The sequence below is a fragment of the Bradyrhizobium sp. B097 genome (assembly GCF_038957035.1).
Lineage (GTDB): Bacteria > Pseudomonadota > Alphaproteobacteria > Rhizobiales > Xanthobacteraceae > Bradyrhizobium.
The window spans coordinates 7,400,842-7,417,060 of sequence record NZ_CP152412.1; the positions used below are offsets into that span (position 1 = coordinate 7,400,842).

Here is a 16,219-nt window from a genome sequence, read left to right on the forward strand (position 1 = left end):
CGGCCATGATCGGCGATCTTGAAGAAATCGATCCGAATGATGTGGCGGCAGTTTTCTACCAGCCAAACGACGACGTCGATAAGCTGCTTGCCGATTTTGCCCAGGATCTCGCTCGGCAGGGCGTACGCGTCGGCGGCATCGTCCAGCGACACTTCAAGGGCGCAAACGGAACGCACGCGATGGTTGCAGTCGACGTTGCGACGGGACAAGAGATCTCGATTTCCAAGCCACTCGACAGCGGAGCTATGTCCTGTACGCTCGATACAAATGGACTTGCCGAGGCCGCAGCTGTCGTTTCCCGGGCGCTTCACGACAAGGTCGATCTCCTCGTGATCAGCAAATTTGCCAAACAGGAAGCGCTTGGTCGCGGCTTGCGCGCCGAATTCATCGACGCGATCACCCGCGGCGTGCCACTCCTGACGGCCGTTCCAAGAAAATGCCTTGCCGACTGGCGAACTTTCACCGGGGATGTTGGCACGCTGCTACTTTGCGATCGTCAAGTCGTGGAGCAATGGTGGCGCGACAGCTCCACGCGCTTGGCGCGCAGCCGGGTGTTTAGTCCCAGGTGCGGCTATCTGGCGACGATGATACCGGACAGCTTGATGACGGCGGTGAGACTATCGGGCACGCAGGCTCCGAAAGCGCCCGCCCGACTTCTTGGCCGCCTACGAAAAGCGCCTTAACTCCGGCATCCACTCCACATTCTGAGCCAGCAGATGCTCTGCGAGGGCCCTGATGAAACCTTCTAGTCGGCGAGAAGCCACTCCCACAAGCTGGGCGCGCACTATCAGTCGAAGCCCGCATCAGGCCCTTAGTCGGTTCTGCAGCCCGGCCGATCGACGACGAGCTGTTGAGGTCTGCCTGCCATCCTCCCCGCCAATCGCCCAACCGGCGCCCGGGTGTCATCCACTACGAAGACGCCCAATGATAATCGTTCTTCCGCCGGCGCATGCTGGCGGCTTGCAGGTTGGCACCTAACCGTGCTGCAGGCCGATCATTCTCGGGCGGAGTCGGAGTGCGCGCCTCTGGGTCAGAATTTAGGCGCACCACAGCGCATCGGTCGCGTCATCCCATTAGGTTCCAGAATTGCTTCAGCATCGCAACCCAGCTGAACAGCGCACTCGATCTATTCGTTTCGAGCGCGCGAGCATCGCGCATGCACGCGGCACGATTGGATATGGATCTGAGATCCAATCGAACAAAGGTAGATGCTACAGCAGAGCCCCAGGCTGGCGTAGTCGCGACAATCGGATTTGAAAACGCATGGCATATAGCTTGCTTCACAGGTGACGGCACGATCTACACAAAACGGACTTGTGAGGACAGCATGCTTGGAATTGGAAGTCAGTTGCCATCGTTCGAGGTCACAGGCGTGAAGCCCGGCTTTCAGGCGCAGGAAGAAGATGGGCAGAGCGCCTTCGAGACCCTGACCGAAGTGAGCTTTCCAGAAAAATGGAAGATCATCTTCTTCTATCCCAAGGATTTTACCTTCGTCTGCCCGACCGAGATCGCCGAGTTTGCCCGGCTGGCCAAGGAATTCGCCGACCGCGATGCGGTCGTGCTGGGTGGTTCGACTGACAACGAGTTCTGCAAGCTCGCCTGGCGGCGCTCGCATGTCGACCTGCACAATCTACCGATCTGGCAGTTTGCCGACACAAAGGGAACCCTTGTCGATGGCCTTGGTGTGCGTTCACCCGAGGGCGTCGCCTATCGCTACACCTTCATCGTTGACCCCGACAACACAATCCAACACGTCTATGCGACCAATCTTAATGTCGGGCGCAGCCCCAAGGACACGCTCCGGGTTCTGGACGCGCTGCAAACCGACGAGCTCTGTCCCTGCAACCGCGAAGTCGGCGGCGAAACCCTGAAGGTTGCTTGAGGCAGCATGTCGTCGATCGAGCAATTGAATGAAAAGATTCCCGATTTCGCCAAGGACGTCAGGCTCAACCTGACCTCCTTGATGGCCGATGAGACGCTCTCGCCGCAGCGACAATACGGACTACTTCTGGCGAGCGCGATTGCCACCCGCAATGCAGCCCTGATTGCCGCGATGGAGTCGGCTGCAGCCGCAGTGATGACGCCTGTGGCAATTTCCGCAGCGAAATCCGCAGCCTCTGTGATGGCGATGAACAACGTCTACTATCGCTTCGTTCACCTCGTCTCCAACCCGGAATACAGGACGATGCCGCCACGGTTGCGCATGAACGTGATCGGCTATCTCGGCGTGGACAAGTCCGACTTCGAGCTGTGGTCGCTGGCGGTCTCGGCCATAAACGGCTGCGGTTCCTGTATCGACGCCCACGAGAAGACGCTGCGGGCCGCGGGCGTCAGTTCCGAAGCGATCCAGACCGCAGTGCGCTTTGCTGCGATCATGCAGTCAGTGGCGGTTGCGATCGAAGCCGCTGGGCCCACCCCTTCCCAGGCGACGGGCTGATTCCCTTTGCCGCCGGATCGACACTTGGCGCCACTCAATGGCGCCACAATCAGTCCTTCGCTCATACCGAGTGCGCGTAATATCCCCCAGGCTATGTCTTGGGGGGCGTACCCTCGAGTGCCAGCCTCGCTCGAATTTCACCCTCCGTGCAGGGGAGGCGGAATGCGCCACAAAGGCGGTGAGATCCTCCCGCCTATTACGGCGATCACACCACAATTCTTCGTTCCACTCTCACCCAAACTTGAACAGCACGCCATACCCGCCGCGCGGATGGCTCCATTGGATGTCGCCGGTGGGCTCGGCGATCACGCGGCAGGTGCCGCACTCGATGCAGCCGTCGACCGTTATCTCAACCTGGCCATTGTCGTTGAGTTCGTAGCATCGCGCGGGGCAGACTTTCAAAAGCGCAAGTAGCTGCGGCGACGGCGTCGTGTGTGCGCGCACCTTGACGTGCGGGTGACCGACATCGACAAGATAGCGGTTGTAGTACAGCTTGTCTTCGACACGCATTGAGGGTTCGACATTCATGCTTTGACCTTCTGTTGCTGGATTTCACACTGTTTCCGGTCAGCGCCAGGCCCGGGCAAACCGACACGCATCGCCGAACAGACCTGTCCATGACCGCGCCTTGACAAAGGATTTCAGGGTCGCCTTCTCCTTCTCAGCCTTCGGCGTACCATCGACGCGCACAAAGTTCTGCATCGCCTTGGAGATGAGCTGCGGATAGGTAAGAAAGAAGTTTTGCGAATGCGTGTGCATCAGCGTCGGCAAATCCTTGTACTTCTTGAGATCTTTGATGACGAAAGACTCGTCAAGCATCTTTTTGTAGAGCGACAGATTTGTCGCGGTCATCGGCTCGCGGCGCGATTTCACCTGGACGATCGCTTCGGCCGCGATGCGGCCTGAGGTCATCGCGAGATTGGAGCCCTCGCGATGAATGGCGTTGTTGAGCTGCGCCGCGTCCCCCACCACCACCCAGCCCTCACCGTGGAGCTGCGGGATTGCCTTGTAACCGCCTTCAGGAATGAGATGCGCCGAATACTCCTTGACCTCTGAACCTGCGATCAGCGGCGCCACGGACGGATGCTGCTTGAAATGATCGAGCATGCCGTAGGGCGTCTGGCCGGTGCGCTGGAAATCGGCGACGAGACAACCGATGCCGAGCGAAATGCACTCCTTGTTGGCATAGATGAAACCCATGCCGGTCATGCCGCGGGAAATGGTACCGGCCGCCTCGATCACGACGCCTTCATCACCCTTAAGATTGAAACGCGCCTCGATAGTCTCGCGAGGCAAAAAGTGCATTTCCTTCACCGCGAGCGCAACGTTATCGGGTGTCGGCCGCGCGCGCAGGCCCGCGCGGGTCCCGAGCAGGCCATTGACACCCTCCGCCAGCACGACGACGTCGGCATGTATTTCGCCGTCGCGGCGATCTGTACGGACTCCGACCACCCTCTCACGGTCGTCCCGTGCGAGCTCGGTGACTGTCGTCTCGCACAGCACGGTCGCGCCGGCCTCCCTCACCTTCGACGAGAACCATTTATCAAACTGCGCGCGTATGATCGTGTAGCGGTTCGGCCGTTCCTCGTTGAAGTCATCCGAGCGGTAATGCATGCCGACATGGGATCGATCATCCATTATCCAGAACCGCTGTTCGACCAGATGGCGTTCGAGCGGTGCCTCCTCGCGAAACTCGGGAATCAGCTTTTCCATCATGTCGGCATAGAGGATCGCGCCCTGCACATTCTTCGATCCGGGATATTCGCCCCGCTCGAGCTGCAGCACCTTCATGCCGCGCCTGGCCATGGTCAACGCCGCCGCGTTTCCGGCCATGCCGGCTCCCACCACGATCGCATCGAACCTCTCTTCAATCATCTTCATCTCCTCTAGACCGCGATCCGGGCGCGCGAATTCGGCAAAAGCCTGGCGCGAAATGCGGCCGTCAGTGCCGGTAGCAATTGCATAGCGTCACTGACGATCGCGACATGGGCGAAGTCGAGGATCGGCGCGTTCTTGTCAGTGTTGATGGCGACGATCAGATCCGCGCCCTCCACGCCAACCCGGTGCTGGATCGCGCCGGAAATGCCGGCAGCAATATAGAGCTTCGGCCGGATGGTCTTTCCCGTCTGGCCGATCTGCCGGTCAGAGGTAACCCACCCTTTTTGCACCAGAGGACGTGAGCAACCGTACTCCGCGCCAAGCAGAGTTGCGAGATCGCGCACCAACCGAAAATTCTCAGGCGATCCCAGTCCCAAGCCGCCAGCAACCACGACATCGGCATAGGCCAGATTGGACGTTTCTGAATCGCGGTCGGGGATGAACGACAGCACTTTTGTGACGATATCGTCTTCAACAAGGCCAAGCGAATGGATGATGATACGAGCGGCATCGCGCGCGATGCGCTCTGGCATGGGCATGACGCGCGGGCGGACGGTCGCCATCTGCGGACGATAATTCAAGGTATAGATCGTGCAGAGCAGCGAGCCGCCAAAGGTCGGACGCGTCGCGGCAAGCGAACCATCGGCGTCAACGTCAAGCGCGGTGCAGTCGGCAGTGAGCCCCGTCAATAAGGTCGTCGCCACAGAACCTGCGAGATCTCGACCGAGTGTCGTCGCACCCAGCAGCAGGATTTCCGGCTTGTAGGTGTTGACGAGTTCGGTGAGCGCTTTGGTATAGGATTCGTTGCGATAATCCGACAAAACATTCTCGCTCACGAGATAGGCGAGATCGGCGCCATAGCAAAACGATTCAAGCGCGGCGTTGCGCGTGGGCTGCCCCTCCGGACCGATGACGACCGCGGCGAGATTCACCTTTAGCCTGTCGGCGAGCCTTCGCCCCGCACCCATGAGCTCCCAGGACACCGGATGCACCTGGCCGCGCTCCTGCTCGACGAAGACCCAGACATGCTTGTAGGCCTTAAAGTGCTCCGGCAGCTCCTTTTTGGCTGCTGCGCGGCCGGCCGCCGCCGGCATGGCGGTTTTTGTGACATTGCTCATGCTTTAGATTCCCCTCAAAAACTACGCGCGCCTGCGCCACAGGATTGCTTTCTACTTCGGTTAACTGAAGATCACTTTTGATCAGCGGGTGGCCGGCTGCTTGCCCGCCCCGTCTGCTCGCTGCGGCCCGACGGCGCAACGAGACGCCTCACCGCGGTAGACGTACCGGACGGGCCAGATCTTGAGAGGTTCTCGATACTGGTCTCTTGCGCGTTCCATTCGGCGAGCGCCACCGCGGCGGCCGGGCCGCTGCGGTAAATCTGACCGGTCGCTTCGATCCTTGGGTCGGCAAGGCCGCTTACTGCGCAATACCTGCGCCTCTCTTTCGGCCCAGCGCTCCACATTGACTGTGACGACCAGAGTGATCTTGCCACTGCACCTGCCACGCAATCCGTGCCCAGCCTCCAGCGCCGACAACTCGCATAAGCGGACGTTCGTCCCTCGTCCTGACGCAGGTCGACCATGGGATGGATACGGGCCTGCGCGGATTCGGGGACCCTCTTGAAGCGGACGACTATCTGCGCACCCGCTCCAGGTGTAGTGTGGACGAGCGACTTACCCATTGACCACCATCTCACGGTCGATGCTGGCTTCAATCGCGTCAAAGGCCATCTCGAACGGCACTGGCGCTAGCGTAAGCCACGAGATGACGCCGCAGCGCTCGACAGCCAGCAGAAGCAACTCCATAGGTCTTCCTTCAAGTCTCATCTCGGACGGCTACCTTCTGTCGGCATCGATGACGGGATCGGCACGACAACAGCAAGTGTCGTACCAGTTGCAAGAACCATGGAAAATCGGGCGACAGCAATGACTTGGGAGAAGCTTAAGATGGCCGCTGACACCGTGGACACGACCAGTCCAGACATGGGTCGGGAATACGACAGCGCCGCTCGATTCATGGCTGCAGAGAGTCGATCTGGATGAAGACGAAGGTTGCACAAGGGACCGTCACCACGCCACTTGGGACAAATCGCGCTGCGGTGGAGCCCGAGATCACTTCAGCGCACTCAATGGGACAAAGGCCGCCGGCTTCTTGGGGTCTGCGACGGCATCCCTCAAAACCTTGAACACTCGCTGATCGATCGGTGACCTTGCCACGAAATCGGCATAGGCCTGCTCCAGCATCGCTTTGCACCGAGCTCTGATTTCCGGCTCGGCGGCACCAGTGAACTGCTCCATTGCGAAATATTGTCCCATGCGCTTTAGGATATGAAGGCGCGCGACATTGACGATCTTGGGGTCGTAGTCGACGCCTAGCAGCGAGAAAAACTCTTCCGCCGACGAGGCCTTGCTGAGCCGATCCAGGATACCGGTTGGCGGGCATGAGTTGCTCATCGTAAAATCTCCCTTGGATTAGCTCGTCGACATTCGACGAAATGCGGCAGCGCCTGACGATCCTGTCGCAACCCCGAGCCCGTAAAGCTGCTGCGCTGAGATCGCGCTAGGGAATCTGGCATGCGGAGGCAGGCGGTCGTTCCCGCCCATCAGCGACATCAGACACTGTCCTTGCGGCGCTTTGGTTTTCGAACAGCCGGCGAAAACGATGCTGGGCACTGCTCTTCACGCGGGGTTGGTCGCCAAGCATCCGCACACATCGCGCCAGATTGCCGCCACCGTTTCGCGCTCGACCGGCAGCTTGTGCTCGATGGCATGTTTGCGGACTTGCGAGAGGATCTGCCTGGCCTGATCGGCGCTGGCGACGAGCTGCAATTCATTGAGCAACGCGGTGATCGCCGAGAGTCCGGAATGCTTGCCGATCACAAAACGGTTGCTGCGCCCAAGCAAAGCGGGATCAAGCGACTGATAGGTGCGTTGATCCTTCAAAAGGCCATCGACATGAATGCCGGATTCGTGCGTAAATACATGTTCTCCGACAATGGCCTTGTTCAGAGGAATCGCACGCGCGGCCGCGGCTGCCACCACCGCGGCGACATTCTCGAGCTCCGGCAGTATGATGCCGGACTCGCGGCCGTAGAGCTGCTTGAGCGCGACCGCGACTTCCTCGAGCGGTGTATTTCCGGCCCGCTCGCCCAGCCCGATGACGGTCACCGAGGCGTGGCTCGCGCCGACCTTGATGGCGGAAAGCGTATTGGCGGTTGGGAGGCCGAGATCGTCGTGGCCGTGAAATTCGAGTTCGAGATCGGTGGTCGCATGCAAATTCCTGACCAACGCGCAGGTTGTGTCGGGATCGAGCACGCTGAGCGTATCGGCAATACGAAAGCGACGCGCGCCCGCCGCTCTTGCCGCTGCCATCAGTCTGACGAGAAAATCGATGTCGGCGCGGGAGGATTCCTCGCCGCCGACAGCGACCTCAAGTCCCCGCTCACGGGCGTAACCTACCGTCTGCTTCACCTGCTCCAGCGCCAGGTCGCGATGACCGCCAAGCTTGGCCGCGATCTGCACATCGGAAGCCGGGGTCGACATATTGATCATGGACACCTTCGCCTCGATCGCTGCGTCGATGTCCGCCTCCCGCATCCGGCACCAGCCGATGGTGGTCAGCGGAAGATCCGCTTCGACAATGGCACGGATGGCGGCGATCTCGTCGTTGCCCATCGCAGGCGTTCCCGCCTCGATCTCCGTGACCCCGGCTCGCCCCAGGGCCTGCGCGATCGCCAGCTTTTCCTCTGTGGTGAACGCAACGCCAGGCGCCTGCTCGCCGTCGCGCAGCGTCATGTCGTTGAGCACGGTCGGCTCGGCGCGCGCCTGCTCGGACCAAGAGGGTTTGGCGGCGGTGGTGGCGGCCATCACGAAAGGGCACCTCATTGTTTTTGACCAGCATAGGCTTCAGCAACCCGCATGCCAGCCCGTTATCCCTGACAACCAATTGAAGTATCTCCGCTTTCCTCCTCCACCGGATTGTCGCAAACGCGACAGGCGCATCAAGCGGACGCCTCACCATGCCGCTCGCACGCCGAACTGGGAGTTAGCTCGGATCGCACCGCGCAGGATGAACGAATTGTCGCAGGACATTTGGGCCGGTATGGCCTCGATCACATTGTCGCTCGCTCGCATCGAGACGACGTCGGCCGCGCCTCGACCTCCTGCGAAGCACGCCAACCCCGGCCAAGCGTTCTCAGACGGCGCGGTGATCGAGAATCCTTGTGACAGCTCAGATGGGCCAGTCGCCGTCGACGGCCGGACGAGCTGCCTGCAACAGAAAGTCACGCCTGCGCTCGGCCATCCGGCTCTCGCCGCTTTCTTCGCCAAAGCAGAGGTTGAAGTCGTTACATTGCGTGCACACCGGCGTTGTGCACATCACGAGGCCTTCATCCTCGCACAGCATGCGGTAGAAGAAGCGTTTCCAGCGCATATTGTTGATATTGCGCACGGCGAGCGGCGCGAAATGGCGGCTTAGCAGCCGAGAAAGTTCGCCACGATTGCGCAATCCGAGACCTTCCCACAGGTGGTCTGGCTCAATGGCGCGGCGCGCGATCATCGCTGCCAGCCAGCGGCCGATATCGCCTTTCGTCGAGCGTTGCTTGAGCAAGAGATCGTGCACCATTGCGATCTCTTCGTTCTCATCGCACTTGAAGGCCAGAAGCTGCTCCGCGAGCTTGATCTCAACCGACGGAAAATACTGCTCCAGCAAGGCCGCCAGTTCGTGGCCGGACAGGCCGGCCTTCTCGGGAAGCGGACCACCGTCCAACGTGGCAGCCGCCAGAATAGACGCCAGGACATGGCAATCGAAATTGCTGTCAGTGGCAATGTCGGCATCTGCAGGAGGCACACCGGTCAGCAGGCGGTAGGTTGCAATTCCCCTATGCATCTGGCTGTTCGCATCAACGGCACAGGCAGCCATCAACGAAAGGAAGTGCGCTTCGGACATGATTTTGTGGCTTCCACGGCGGTCAGGTTGACCCCGCACCATCCTGGTCTTGGTCACGGGTCGATCGTCAGAATGCCGGCCTCCCCGGATGGGGGTGGGGGAGACCGGCATCCGTCGCGCGCCTTCACAAGGCCGCGACTCGCGACCTTTACGAGGCCGCGAGTTCGGCAGCGGTCTTGCCGACGATGGATTCGTCGACGGGCTTCATAATGCCATGCTCCATCAGCATGTCCTCGAGTTCGTCCATGGAGATCGGGGTCGGAATGATCCCTTTGCCGCCATTGTTGTGAACCTTGGTCGCGAGATTGCGATAGTGATCGGCCTGCTGCGACTCGGGCGCATACTCCAGCACTGTCATGCGGCGCAACTCGGCATGCTGCACTACGTTATCGCGCGGCACGAAGTAGATCAGCTGAGTGCCCAGCTTCTTGGCCAGCGCCTCCGCCAGTTCCAGCTCCTTATCGGTCTGCCGCTCGTTGCAGATGAGGCCGCCCAGTCGCACACCGCCAGAGTTGGCGTATTTTAGGATGCCCTTGGAGATGTTGTTTGCAGCATACATCGCCATCATTTCACCGGACATCACGATATAGATCTCCTGCGCCTTGTTCTCGCGGATTGGCATCGCAAAGCCACCGCAAACGACGTCGCCGAGCACGTCGTAGGAGACATAGTCGATGTTCTCATAGGCTCCGTTCTCCTCCAGGAAATTGATCGAGGTGATGACGCCGCGGCCGGCGCAGCCGACACCCGGCTCAGGACCACCGGACTCAACACAGCGGATGTCCTTGTAGCCGACCTTCATCACGTCCTCGAGTTCGAGGTCCTCCACGCTGCCGGCACTCGCTGCGAGGCTCAAAATCGTGTCCTGCGCCTTGGCGTGCAGGATCAGGCGGGTCGAGTCCGCCTTGGGATCGCACCCCACAATCAGGATTTTCTGACCCAATTCGGCCAGCGCCGCTAGCGTGTTCTGCGAAGTCGTGGACTTGCCGATGCCGCCCTTTCCGTAGAACGCGATTTGTCTCAGTGAAGACATGTTGCTCTCCATCAACCGATTTGCCAAAAGTTGCGCACTTCTCACGCGCGAGCTCGTTTCTCTCTCAGAAACGGGGCACACGGGTTCAAGGGAAGGAGCGCATCGCTCGTCTTACGCGTCGGCGTGCACTCAGCCCTCACTCAGTGTTGCTGCCGCCTACTAGCAACCGCCATGCCAACGCTTGCGCGCGCCCATTAAGCTTCTGATTACGCTTTGAAAACCAACGAGCCGGTGGGGCATCCCAGCTGTATTGGACCCGACAGCATCTGCGCGGTGTTAGAAAACGAACAGGGGCGAGAACCATCAACCGGAAGAAGCCAGTTTGGCATGGCCTGGTCGATGCCTACCCTCATGTGGAACGGAACTTGCTGCTCTTCTTGCAAACCAGCTGGTCGGCGATTTGAGGAGAGTGAAGATGCAGGTCGGAGTCGAAACCTCGAAGGTAGTGGACCGTCGACGGGGACGTGGTCGACGATGACGAGATCAGCCGCGCGACCCTGCAATTGATGCAGCATGATCAGATCGGGACGCGCGCGTTGAAAACGCCGCAGGACGCTTTTCCGAGCGCGCCTACGGGTTGAAGCCAGATGTAGTCCTGCTCGGCGCTCCCTTTCTGAGACATAAGGGGCCGACGCTCATTGATGAGTTAGCGGCTCAGTTTCAGGATGCTCGGATCTTGATCGTTTGCGAACAACCAAGAAGGCCACGCCCATCGAACGCATGAGGCCGACGCACACGGGTACGGTGGTCAAGCCGCTGACTTCGGAGATGGCTCGCAAGAACGTCGAATACGCTCCCGGACGCTGCGGCAACGCCGCGATCGCTCAGTTCAGTGTACCCGCATAAGGTCGACTATGGCGACAATCATCTTTTATCAAAAACGCGGCTGCGTTACCAATGCGCGTCAGATGCAGGCGCTGAAGGTCGCTGGCCACGACGTGATAGCGAAAGATATCCTGAAGGAACGATGGGGCGCGGAGGACTTGCGACGCTTCTTCGGCAATATGCCAACCGCATCCTGGTTCAACCGAGCCGCGCCCCGTATCAAGTCAGGCGAAGTCAATCCCGACGCAGTCGACGCGCCGAGTGCACTCGCGTTGATGCTGCACGATCCGCTCCTGATCCGACGACCGCTGATCAACGTCGGCGGTGCAAGATGCGCTGGATTCGATCATGAGCCCGTGCTGTCGCTGCTTGGCCGGAAGACGCAAGATGATCTCGAGCGATGCTCGTACGAAGGAACGGGCACGCGCTGTTCGCAGACGTGAGGAAACGATCGATCATACGACCAAGCAAGCCAGCCGATGATGCGAACAACGACGTTCTCGCTTCCGGCTCCCTCAGGAGCAGCCGACGGGTCCTTCGCTGAAAAAGCCGGCGTGAGTGGCTCCTCGTAACACAGTGCTCTCACATTGCACTCGGAGTGAATACAGCTTCTCCCGCGCTTGCGGTGTGTGGGATGTCGCCGCGGTTCGACCGCCTTGATTGCTCATGCCCCCTGCTGGCCTGGATTGCATCCAAACACAAAGCCGAGAAACAGTTTCTTGAACAGCTCAGACAGAAGCTTGAAGTGAATAGCGATCCGACCAGATCGACGTTTCGCAGTCGTGATCCATTTGCAACTTTGCTGCATAATTGCACTATGGCGGCTCCATTTTGATCGGCATCAAATCCTTCGCCATCCCCCATGTGTGACAGAGGTCTCGCGCGACTCTTCGCGCGAACTTGGGAATGGAGAACTCGATGAGACCAAGAACAATTCTGACCACGGCATCGTTGCTCGCGCTCGCGACCTCATTCAGTGCCGCCAGCATCTCGGTACAGGCCGCGGATCTGGCCAGGGCACCGGTCTATTACAAATCACCTCCGATCGAACCCTTCAATCCGTGGATGATCCGCCTGCGCGTGCTCGGCGTTTTGCCGGATACCGCAGGCAGCTCGGTCAACGTCGCCGGGGCGCCGCCGCTGTCCTCGCCAAGTTCTGGGCTGTCGATCAGCGATCAAGCGATACCGGAGCTCGACATCACCTATTTCTTCACAAAAAATATTGCCGCAGAACTCATTCTCGGCGTGACCAGTCATCACATCAGCGGCAACGGTACGCTCAATGGGCTAGATATCGGCAAAGCTTGGCTGTTGCCGCCAACGTTGACTCTGCAATATCACTTCACCGATTTCGGGCCGCTCAAGCCCTATATTGGCGCGGGCATCAACTACACCGTGTTTTTGAACCAATCCGCGGCCAATACGTCGCTCGCGGGCCTTGCGGTGACAGATTTGCACATCAACAACCAGTTTGGCGCCGCGGTCCAATTCGGCTTCGATTACATGCTTGACCGTCACTGGGGCATCAACTTCGACGTGAAGAAGTTGTGGCTGCGTCCGGATTATTCGGCGACCGTAAACAATGCGATTGCCGTCAGCGGCCGCGCCAATATCGACCCATGGCTCATCAGCGGCGGCATCACTTACAAATTCTGACGCTGGAACAAGTTCTGCCGCAGAACGGGAGCCAGGGAAGGGATCGGTTTGGTCAGAAGCAAACGAGATGGCGCGTCAAAGACGCGTCATCCCGCCGGACACCGGAAGCCACCCGCAGCATTGCTCGCGTTGTGAGCTACGGATTGGCAGCATGAAGTGACGGAACGCCAGCCAATCGAGCAAATAGTGATCGATGAGCTCGCGCTCTTGATTCGTTGCCCGTTGCGGGGCCCTACTTGCCTATCAAAGGCAGGAATTCAAGCCGGCGCGCCGTTCTGCGGGGCAGACCGCGTCATAAAGGACTTGACGCTCAGGCCTCGCCGACCTCGATCAAGCGCTGCACTCTGATCGAGCCCGCTTCTCACCGAACACTCCCGATGAAATCCAAGGCCATAACGACAAGGTCAATCCCTGCTGTTGCGCGCGTCCTGGCGGCGTAAGGGCACCGTTCATCCTCAAACGATCGAACAGCTCCGAGATGCCAGCCGTTGGACGGATAGGCCGTGCATACATGGTAGCCCGGGCCAAGCGGCGCTAAGAGATGCCTCTAGCTGCGCTTTAGCACCATCACGAGGCGGTCGACACGTTTGCCTTGCTTGAGATGAGAGTTTACGATTTCGTCAACGTCCTCAGGCGTGGTCGCGCGATACCAGACTCCGTCGGGATAGATGACCATCAGGGGGCCGGAATTACAAAAGCCGAGGCAGCCCGCCACCGTGAAGCCGACATCGTTGAGGCCTTGCGATTCGATCGCCTTACCCATCCGATCCCACAGGGGTTGCGCGCCAGAGGCGCCGCAGCTGCCGTGCGGATGAGTCGGCGGACGCTGCGTGTGGCAGGCAAAGACATGATGCCTATAGAGTTGAGGAAGCTCGAATTCGGTCTCTGCGTTCATGCGCTATCCTGTAATCAATGAGTTTCATCTGAAAAGAGACAAGGTCCGAGCGCATCACCCCACAATCCATTCTTCAGTAAAACGCCGCATCGACCAATTGATGCTACGCATTCCCACTCGTGCTTGCGAAGGCAGGGAGACGAGCGGGCGCCATAGTCATCAGAAGATCGGCGATAGATACTTCCACGTCTGGAACAGACTCCTTGATTGGTTTCAACGTCTTCTCCCGTCATCGCAATCATTTTGCTCCCGCATCGCTTAGTCAACCATCCAACATCTCCAAGCAAGTTCCGCACCAGAAGCGTAACGCTGGTTACTGCAACGATCCCTTGCTCTGCCCCGGCGCGACTGACAATTCTTGCCGAGGTTGCGACAAGGTCGTTCCTTTCTGTTTCGGACGTGACAAACCTTGAATCGCGTTTGAGAGGCCCGCTTCAAGCTTTCGCGGTTCGCACGCAGAACAGGTGGAGAGTCTCGGTTGGTCTGTCCAGACCTTGCACTCTCATTTCGCAGAATAGGCAGCGATCCTTATGACCTCGTCCCGTCTCGCGGAGCTTTCACGTTCGGCGATCGGCCCGGCGAATCGAGCGCTCTGCTCGCCCAAGGCGTGATGGGCTAGCCGCATCGTCCGACCGCGCACGCATCGTATCTTCCTCGCCGAACGGCTCAGCTCTGCGCTCGTGCCGCTGCTGATCTATCGTTTGCGTCAAAGATAATGCCCAATCGCGAGCGCACCAACGAGGCGCAGGTGATCGCCGAGCCACGTTTGATACAGGGCAGGCCGGCCGCAATCTCGATTGGCAGCAACGGCAAACCTGCAACACAACAAGGCCAGATCGCGCCCTCCGCTTCGCGCGCTACACCTCGAGATTCGCTTGCCGGATCTTGCGGAGCAATGAGCTCGACCACGCGCACGTGCTCGTCAATGCATTCGACCTTAGCCGGCGCCGTCGGCTGACCATAGTGCCGGCACTCACCAAGGACGTCGCATGAACGGAGGTTTGGCATTGCAATTGCAACGCAGGCACTAACGCCAGCTTTGGCGGACGCCCAAGAACTTCTGACACAGGATCGTCATTCCTCTGCCCAAACGGTCCTGTCAGTCTGGGTCCTCCCATTCTCCCAGCCCAGACGGTGCCCTCGGCGGACTTGTAGCCGCCGAGGGCATTTCCTTCTCGAGCATATTGTGTCCGCCGGCAGCAAGGCGCGCGTCTTGGCCTGCCGGGTCCATTTGGTGGGCTAGAAGATTTTCGAGCGAAGCGGATACCGGTTCGCGTAAAGAAAATGCGTCAAAGCAGGAATCGAGAGCCCCGTTCCGATTCCATCGGAACGGAAACGGCTCTCGCGCCAAAGCACCTCCTCGGTGCCGCGGAGATCGCCGGGTTCATGACCGGAATCTGGCTGGCCGCGTGCTCGCTCTCACACGTTCAGAAGCGGCAACACCGTCTGCGTCAACGCTCACGAGTATGACGGCTTTATCCGACAACAAAGCGCCTAAGGCACCTTGAGCAACAGCCAAGCGATACGCCTATTAATCGGGATGGATCGCAATATCCATGGTTTCGTCACTGTCCTCGAACGGGTTGGAAAGCCGATCGTCCTCCAGCAGCTTGACGCCGCACAGGCAGACATCACCTTCGATCACGGCGAGTGCGACCGGCTCAAGCGCTTGTCCATTGCAGGGCCCATCGATGCACACCCCAGTGTCGATCTCGAATCTCGCACCGTGCCGCCCGCATCTGAGAAAGGAGCGGTCTGGGGAGAAGAATTCACCGGAGCCGATGTTGAGCCAGGCGCTGTCATGCGGACAACGATTGACATACCCGAAATACTCGTTGCCGAAAGTGCGCACCACAATGATCGGAAACGGCCGGCTCGCGCCGCTATCATCGATCCGCGACAGGCTAAAGCCCCTGGCGCCACTCCGCTCGATGGCATCGGCCGGACAGACGGCGAACACCTCGATCTGATCGCTCATCAGGTTGCCGATCATCCCTTCGCTCATCCCGGCCTCGCAGTTTCCTGTTTGAAGGCTTCGATCGCGGTCCGGGTCAACCGAAAAACGCCACGGCCACGAGCGAGCGGCCGATAGGTCGCACTGGCACGGGCGTTGAGAACGTCAAACCATTGGTTCGGCGTGAGCTTCGCCGGGCGCTCGCTGATTTGGACCACCCTCCCGTTCGGAGCGAAGCGGACGTGAATGATGACTTGTTGCGAGTTCATAGCAATCCCTTATTTGGTCAACCTTAAAGGCCCAAGCCAAAACTGAGGATCTCGATTGTGACGTCCTCGGTTTCGAGCACCTGGCGCGTGGGCCTCGAGCGGCGGGTTGGACCTCGAACAGGCTTTCTTCGCGCTCGCATCTGGAGCATTTCTCCCGCGGCCTTCCCAGACGACAATATGACTCCAGCAGCATCCGCCCTACCCCCGCGTTTGTGTGGGACGGCGATCTGCGCGCGAAGCAACGCCGCCACAAACGGCCTGCTCACGGTCGCCTCGCTGAACGTGCGCAATGACAACACCGCGATCATCGCTATTCAATCAGCGT

16 protein-coding genes are annotated in these 16,219 nt (G+C 59.5%); 5 read left to right on the forward strand and 11 right to left on the reverse strand.

The window, feature by feature from the left end:
• Positions 1 to 5 precede the first annotated feature (5 nt).
• The 3 genes from AAFG07_RS33915 (at position 6) to AAFG07_RS33925 (ending at position 2,437) form a co-directional block, all read left to right on the forward strand.
• Positions 6 to 683: a DUF2478 domain-containing protein gene (locus AAFG07_RS33915; RefSeq protein WP_342724044.1), complete on the forward strand. Its 678-nt coding sequence runs from the start codon at positions 6 to 8 to the stop codon at positions 681 to 683.
• A gap of 644 nt (positions 684 to 1,327) precedes the next feature.
• On the forward strand, positions 1,328 to 1,882 hold the full coding sequence (locus tag AAFG07_RS33920; RefSeq protein WP_342724045.1) for a peroxiredoxin: 555 nt from the start codon (positions 1,328 to 1,330) through the stop codon (positions 1,880 to 1,882).
• A 6-nt stretch (positions 1,883 to 1,888) separates the two neighbouring features.
• Entirely contained in the window at positions 1,889 to 2,437 is a 549-nt protein-coding gene (locus AAFG07_RS33925) for a carboxymuconolactone decarboxylase family protein (protein WP_342724046.1), read from the forward strand.
• A 231-nt stretch (positions 2,438 to 2,668) separates the two neighbouring features.
• On the opposite strand, the gene AAFG07_RS33930 is transcribed toward AAFG07_RS33925, so the two are convergent.
• The 8 genes from AAFG07_RS33930 to nifH form a co-directional block, all read right to left on the reverse strand.
• Complete coding sequence (locus tag AAFG07_RS33930; protein ID WP_342709698.1) at positions 2,669 to 2,965, reverse strand: ferredoxin family protein; 297 nt, start codon at positions 2,963 to 2,965, stop codon at positions 2,669 to 2,671.
• 39 nt (positions 2,966 to 3,004) lie between these two features.
• Complete coding sequence (locus AAFG07_RS33935; protein ID WP_342724047.1) at positions 3,005 to 4,312, reverse strand: FAD-dependent oxidoreductase; 1,308 nt, start codon at positions 4,310 to 4,312, stop codon at positions 3,005 to 3,007.
• 11 nt (positions 4,313 to 4,323) lie between these two features.
• Positions 4,324 to 5,433: an electron transfer flavoprotein subunit alpha/FixB family protein gene (locus AAFG07_RS33940; RefSeq protein ID WP_342724049.1), complete on the reverse strand. Its 1,110-nt coding sequence runs from the start codon at positions 5,431 to 5,433 to the stop codon at positions 4,324 to 4,326.
• Positions 5,434 to 5,988: 555 nt separating this feature from the next.
• On the reverse strand, positions 5,989 to 6,120 hold the full coding sequence (locus AAFG07_RS33945; RefSeq protein WP_342724050.1) for a hypothetical protein: 132 nt from the start codon (positions 6,118 to 6,120) through the stop codon (positions 5,989 to 5,991).
• Positions 6,121 to 6,426: 306 nt separating this feature from the next.
• On the reverse strand, positions 6,427 to 6,768 hold the full coding sequence (nifW, locus tag AAFG07_RS33950; RefSeq protein WP_342724051.1) for a nitrogenase stabilizing/protective protein NifW: 342 nt from the start codon (positions 6,766 to 6,768) through the stop codon (positions 6,427 to 6,429).
• Between the two features lie 225 nt (positions 6,769 to 6,993).
• Positions 6,994 to 8,181 carry a homocitrate synthase gene (nifV, locus tag AAFG07_RS33955; RefSeq protein WP_342724052.1) on the reverse strand — a complete coding sequence of 396 codons (1,188 nt, stop codon included), beginning with the start codon at positions 8,179 to 8,181 and terminating at the stop codon, positions 6,994 to 6,996.
• Between the two features lie 364 nt (positions 8,182 to 8,545).
• Positions 8,546 to 9,262: a nitrogen fixation protein NifQ gene (locus AAFG07_RS33960; protein WP_342724053.1), complete on the reverse strand. Its 717-nt coding sequence runs from the start codon at positions 9,260 to 9,262 to the stop codon at positions 8,546 to 8,548.
• 148 nt (positions 9,263 to 9,410) lie between these two features.
• The gene (nifH, locus tag AAFG07_RS33965; protein WP_342724054.1) at positions 9,411 to 10,295 is read right to left on the reverse strand and encodes a nitrogenase iron protein; all 885 of its coding nucleotides are present in this window, start codon (positions 10,293 to 10,295) and stop codon (positions 9,411 to 9,413) included.
• Between the two features lie 854 nt (positions 10,296 to 11,149).
• Here nifH and AAFG07_RS33970 point away from each other — a divergent pair.
• Together AAFG07_RS33970 and AAFG07_RS33975 are read left to right on the forward strand one after the other, a co-directional pair.
• Complete coding sequence (locus AAFG07_RS33970; protein ID WP_342724055.1) at positions 11,150 to 11,563, forward strand: ArsC/Spx/MgsR family protein; 414 nt, start codon at positions 11,150 to 11,152, stop codon at positions 11,561 to 11,563.
• 475 nt (positions 11,564 to 12,038) lie between these two features.
• Positions 12,039 to 12,776, forward strand: coding sequence for an OmpW family outer membrane protein (locus tag AAFG07_RS33975; protein WP_342724057.1), 738 nt, complete (start codon positions 12,039 to 12,041; stop codon positions 12,774 to 12,776).
• 547 nt (positions 12,777 to 13,323) lie between these two features.
• Here AAFG07_RS33975 and AAFG07_RS33980 read toward each other — a convergent pair.
• The 3 genes from AAFG07_RS33980 to AAFG07_RS33990 all read right to left on the reverse strand — a co-directional run bounded on the left by AAFG07_RS33980 (position 13,324) and on the right by AAFG07_RS33990 (position 15,894).
• Positions 13,324 to 13,671: a (2Fe-2S) ferredoxin domain-containing protein gene (locus AAFG07_RS33980; protein ID WP_342724058.1), complete on the reverse strand. Its 348-nt coding sequence runs from the start codon at positions 13,669 to 13,671 to the stop codon at positions 13,324 to 13,326.
• Between the two features lie 1,531 nt (positions 13,672 to 15,202).
• Positions 15,203 to 15,676 (reverse strand): Rieske 2Fe-2S domain-containing protein, encoded by a 474-nt coding sequence (locus tag AAFG07_RS33985; protein WP_342724059.1) that lies wholly within the window; start codon positions 15,674 to 15,676, stop codon positions 15,203 to 15,205.
• Positions 15,673 to 15,894: a hypothetical protein gene (locus AAFG07_RS33990; RefSeq protein WP_342724061.1), complete on the reverse strand. Its 222-nt coding sequence runs from the start codon at positions 15,892 to 15,894 to the stop codon at positions 15,673 to 15,675. Before AAFG07_RS33990 ends, AAFG07_RS33985 begins: the two co-directional genes overlap by 4 nt.
• Between the last annotated feature and the right edge of the window lie 325 nt (positions 15,895 to 16,219).

Bases quoted from the DNA above. Each gene is read 5' to 3' on its own strand.
- AAFG07_RS33970 (WP_342724055.1), top strand. From the start codon at position 11,150: ATGGCGACAATCATCTTTTATCAAAAACGCGGCTGCGTTACCAATGCG.
- AAFG07_RS33920 (WP_342724045.1), top strand. From the start codon at position 1,328: ATGCTTGGAATTGGAAGTCAGTTGCCATCGTTCGAGGTCACAGGCGTG.
- AAFG07_RS33925 (WP_342724046.1), top strand. From the start codon at position 1,889: ATGTCGTCGATCGAGCAATTGAATGAAAAGATTCCCGATTTCGCCAAG.
- AAFG07_RS33945 (WP_342724050.1), bottom strand. From the start codon at position 6,120: ATGGAGTTGCTTCTGCTGGCTGTCGAGCGCTGCGGCGTCATCTCGTGG.
- AAFG07_RS33960 (WP_342724053.1), bottom strand. From the start codon at position 9,262: ATGTCCGAAGCGCACTTCCTTTCGTTGATGGCTGCCTGTGCCGTTGAT.
- AAFG07_RS33915 (WP_342724044.1), top strand. From the start codon at position 6: ATGATCGGCGATCTTGAAGAAATCGATCCGAATGATGTGGCGGCAGTT.
- AAFG07_RS33985 (WP_342724059.1), bottom strand. From the start codon at position 15,676: ATGAGCGAAGGGATGATCGGCAACCTGATGAGCGATCAGATCGAGGTG.
- AAFG07_RS33930 (WP_342709698.1), bottom strand. From the start codon at position 2,965: ATGAATGTCGAACCCTCAATGCGTGTCGAAGACAAGCTGTACTACAAC.
- AAFG07_RS33990 (WP_342724061.1), bottom strand. From the start codon at position 15,894: ATGAACTCGCAACAAGTCATCATTCACGTCCGCTTCGCTCCGAACGGG.
- nifH (WP_342724054.1), bottom strand. From the start codon at position 10,295: ATGTCTTCACTGAGACAAATCGCGTTCTACGGAAAGGGCGGCATCGGC.
- AAFG07_RS33940 (WP_342724049.1), bottom strand. From the start codon at position 5,433: ATGAGCAATGTCACAAAAACCGCCATGCCGGCGGCGGCCGGCCGCGCA.
- nifW (WP_342724051.1), bottom strand. From the start codon at position 6,768: ATGAGCAACTCATGCCCGCCAACCGGTATCCTGGATCGGCTCAGCAAG.
- AAFG07_RS33980 (WP_342724058.1), bottom strand. From the start codon at position 13,671: ATGAACGCAGAGACCGAATTCGAGCTTCCTCAACTCTATAGGCATCAT.
- AAFG07_RS33975 (WP_342724057.1), top strand. From the start codon at position 12,039: ATGAGACCAAGAACAATTCTGACCACGGCATCGTTGCTCGCGCTCGCG.
- AAFG07_RS33935 (WP_342724047.1), bottom strand. From the start codon at position 4,312: ATGATTGAAGAGAGGTTCGATGCGATCGTGGTGGGAGCCGGCATGGCC.
- nifV (WP_342724052.1), bottom strand. From the start codon at position 8,181: ATGGCCGCCACCACCGCCGCCAAACCCTCTTGGTCCGAGCAGGCGCGC.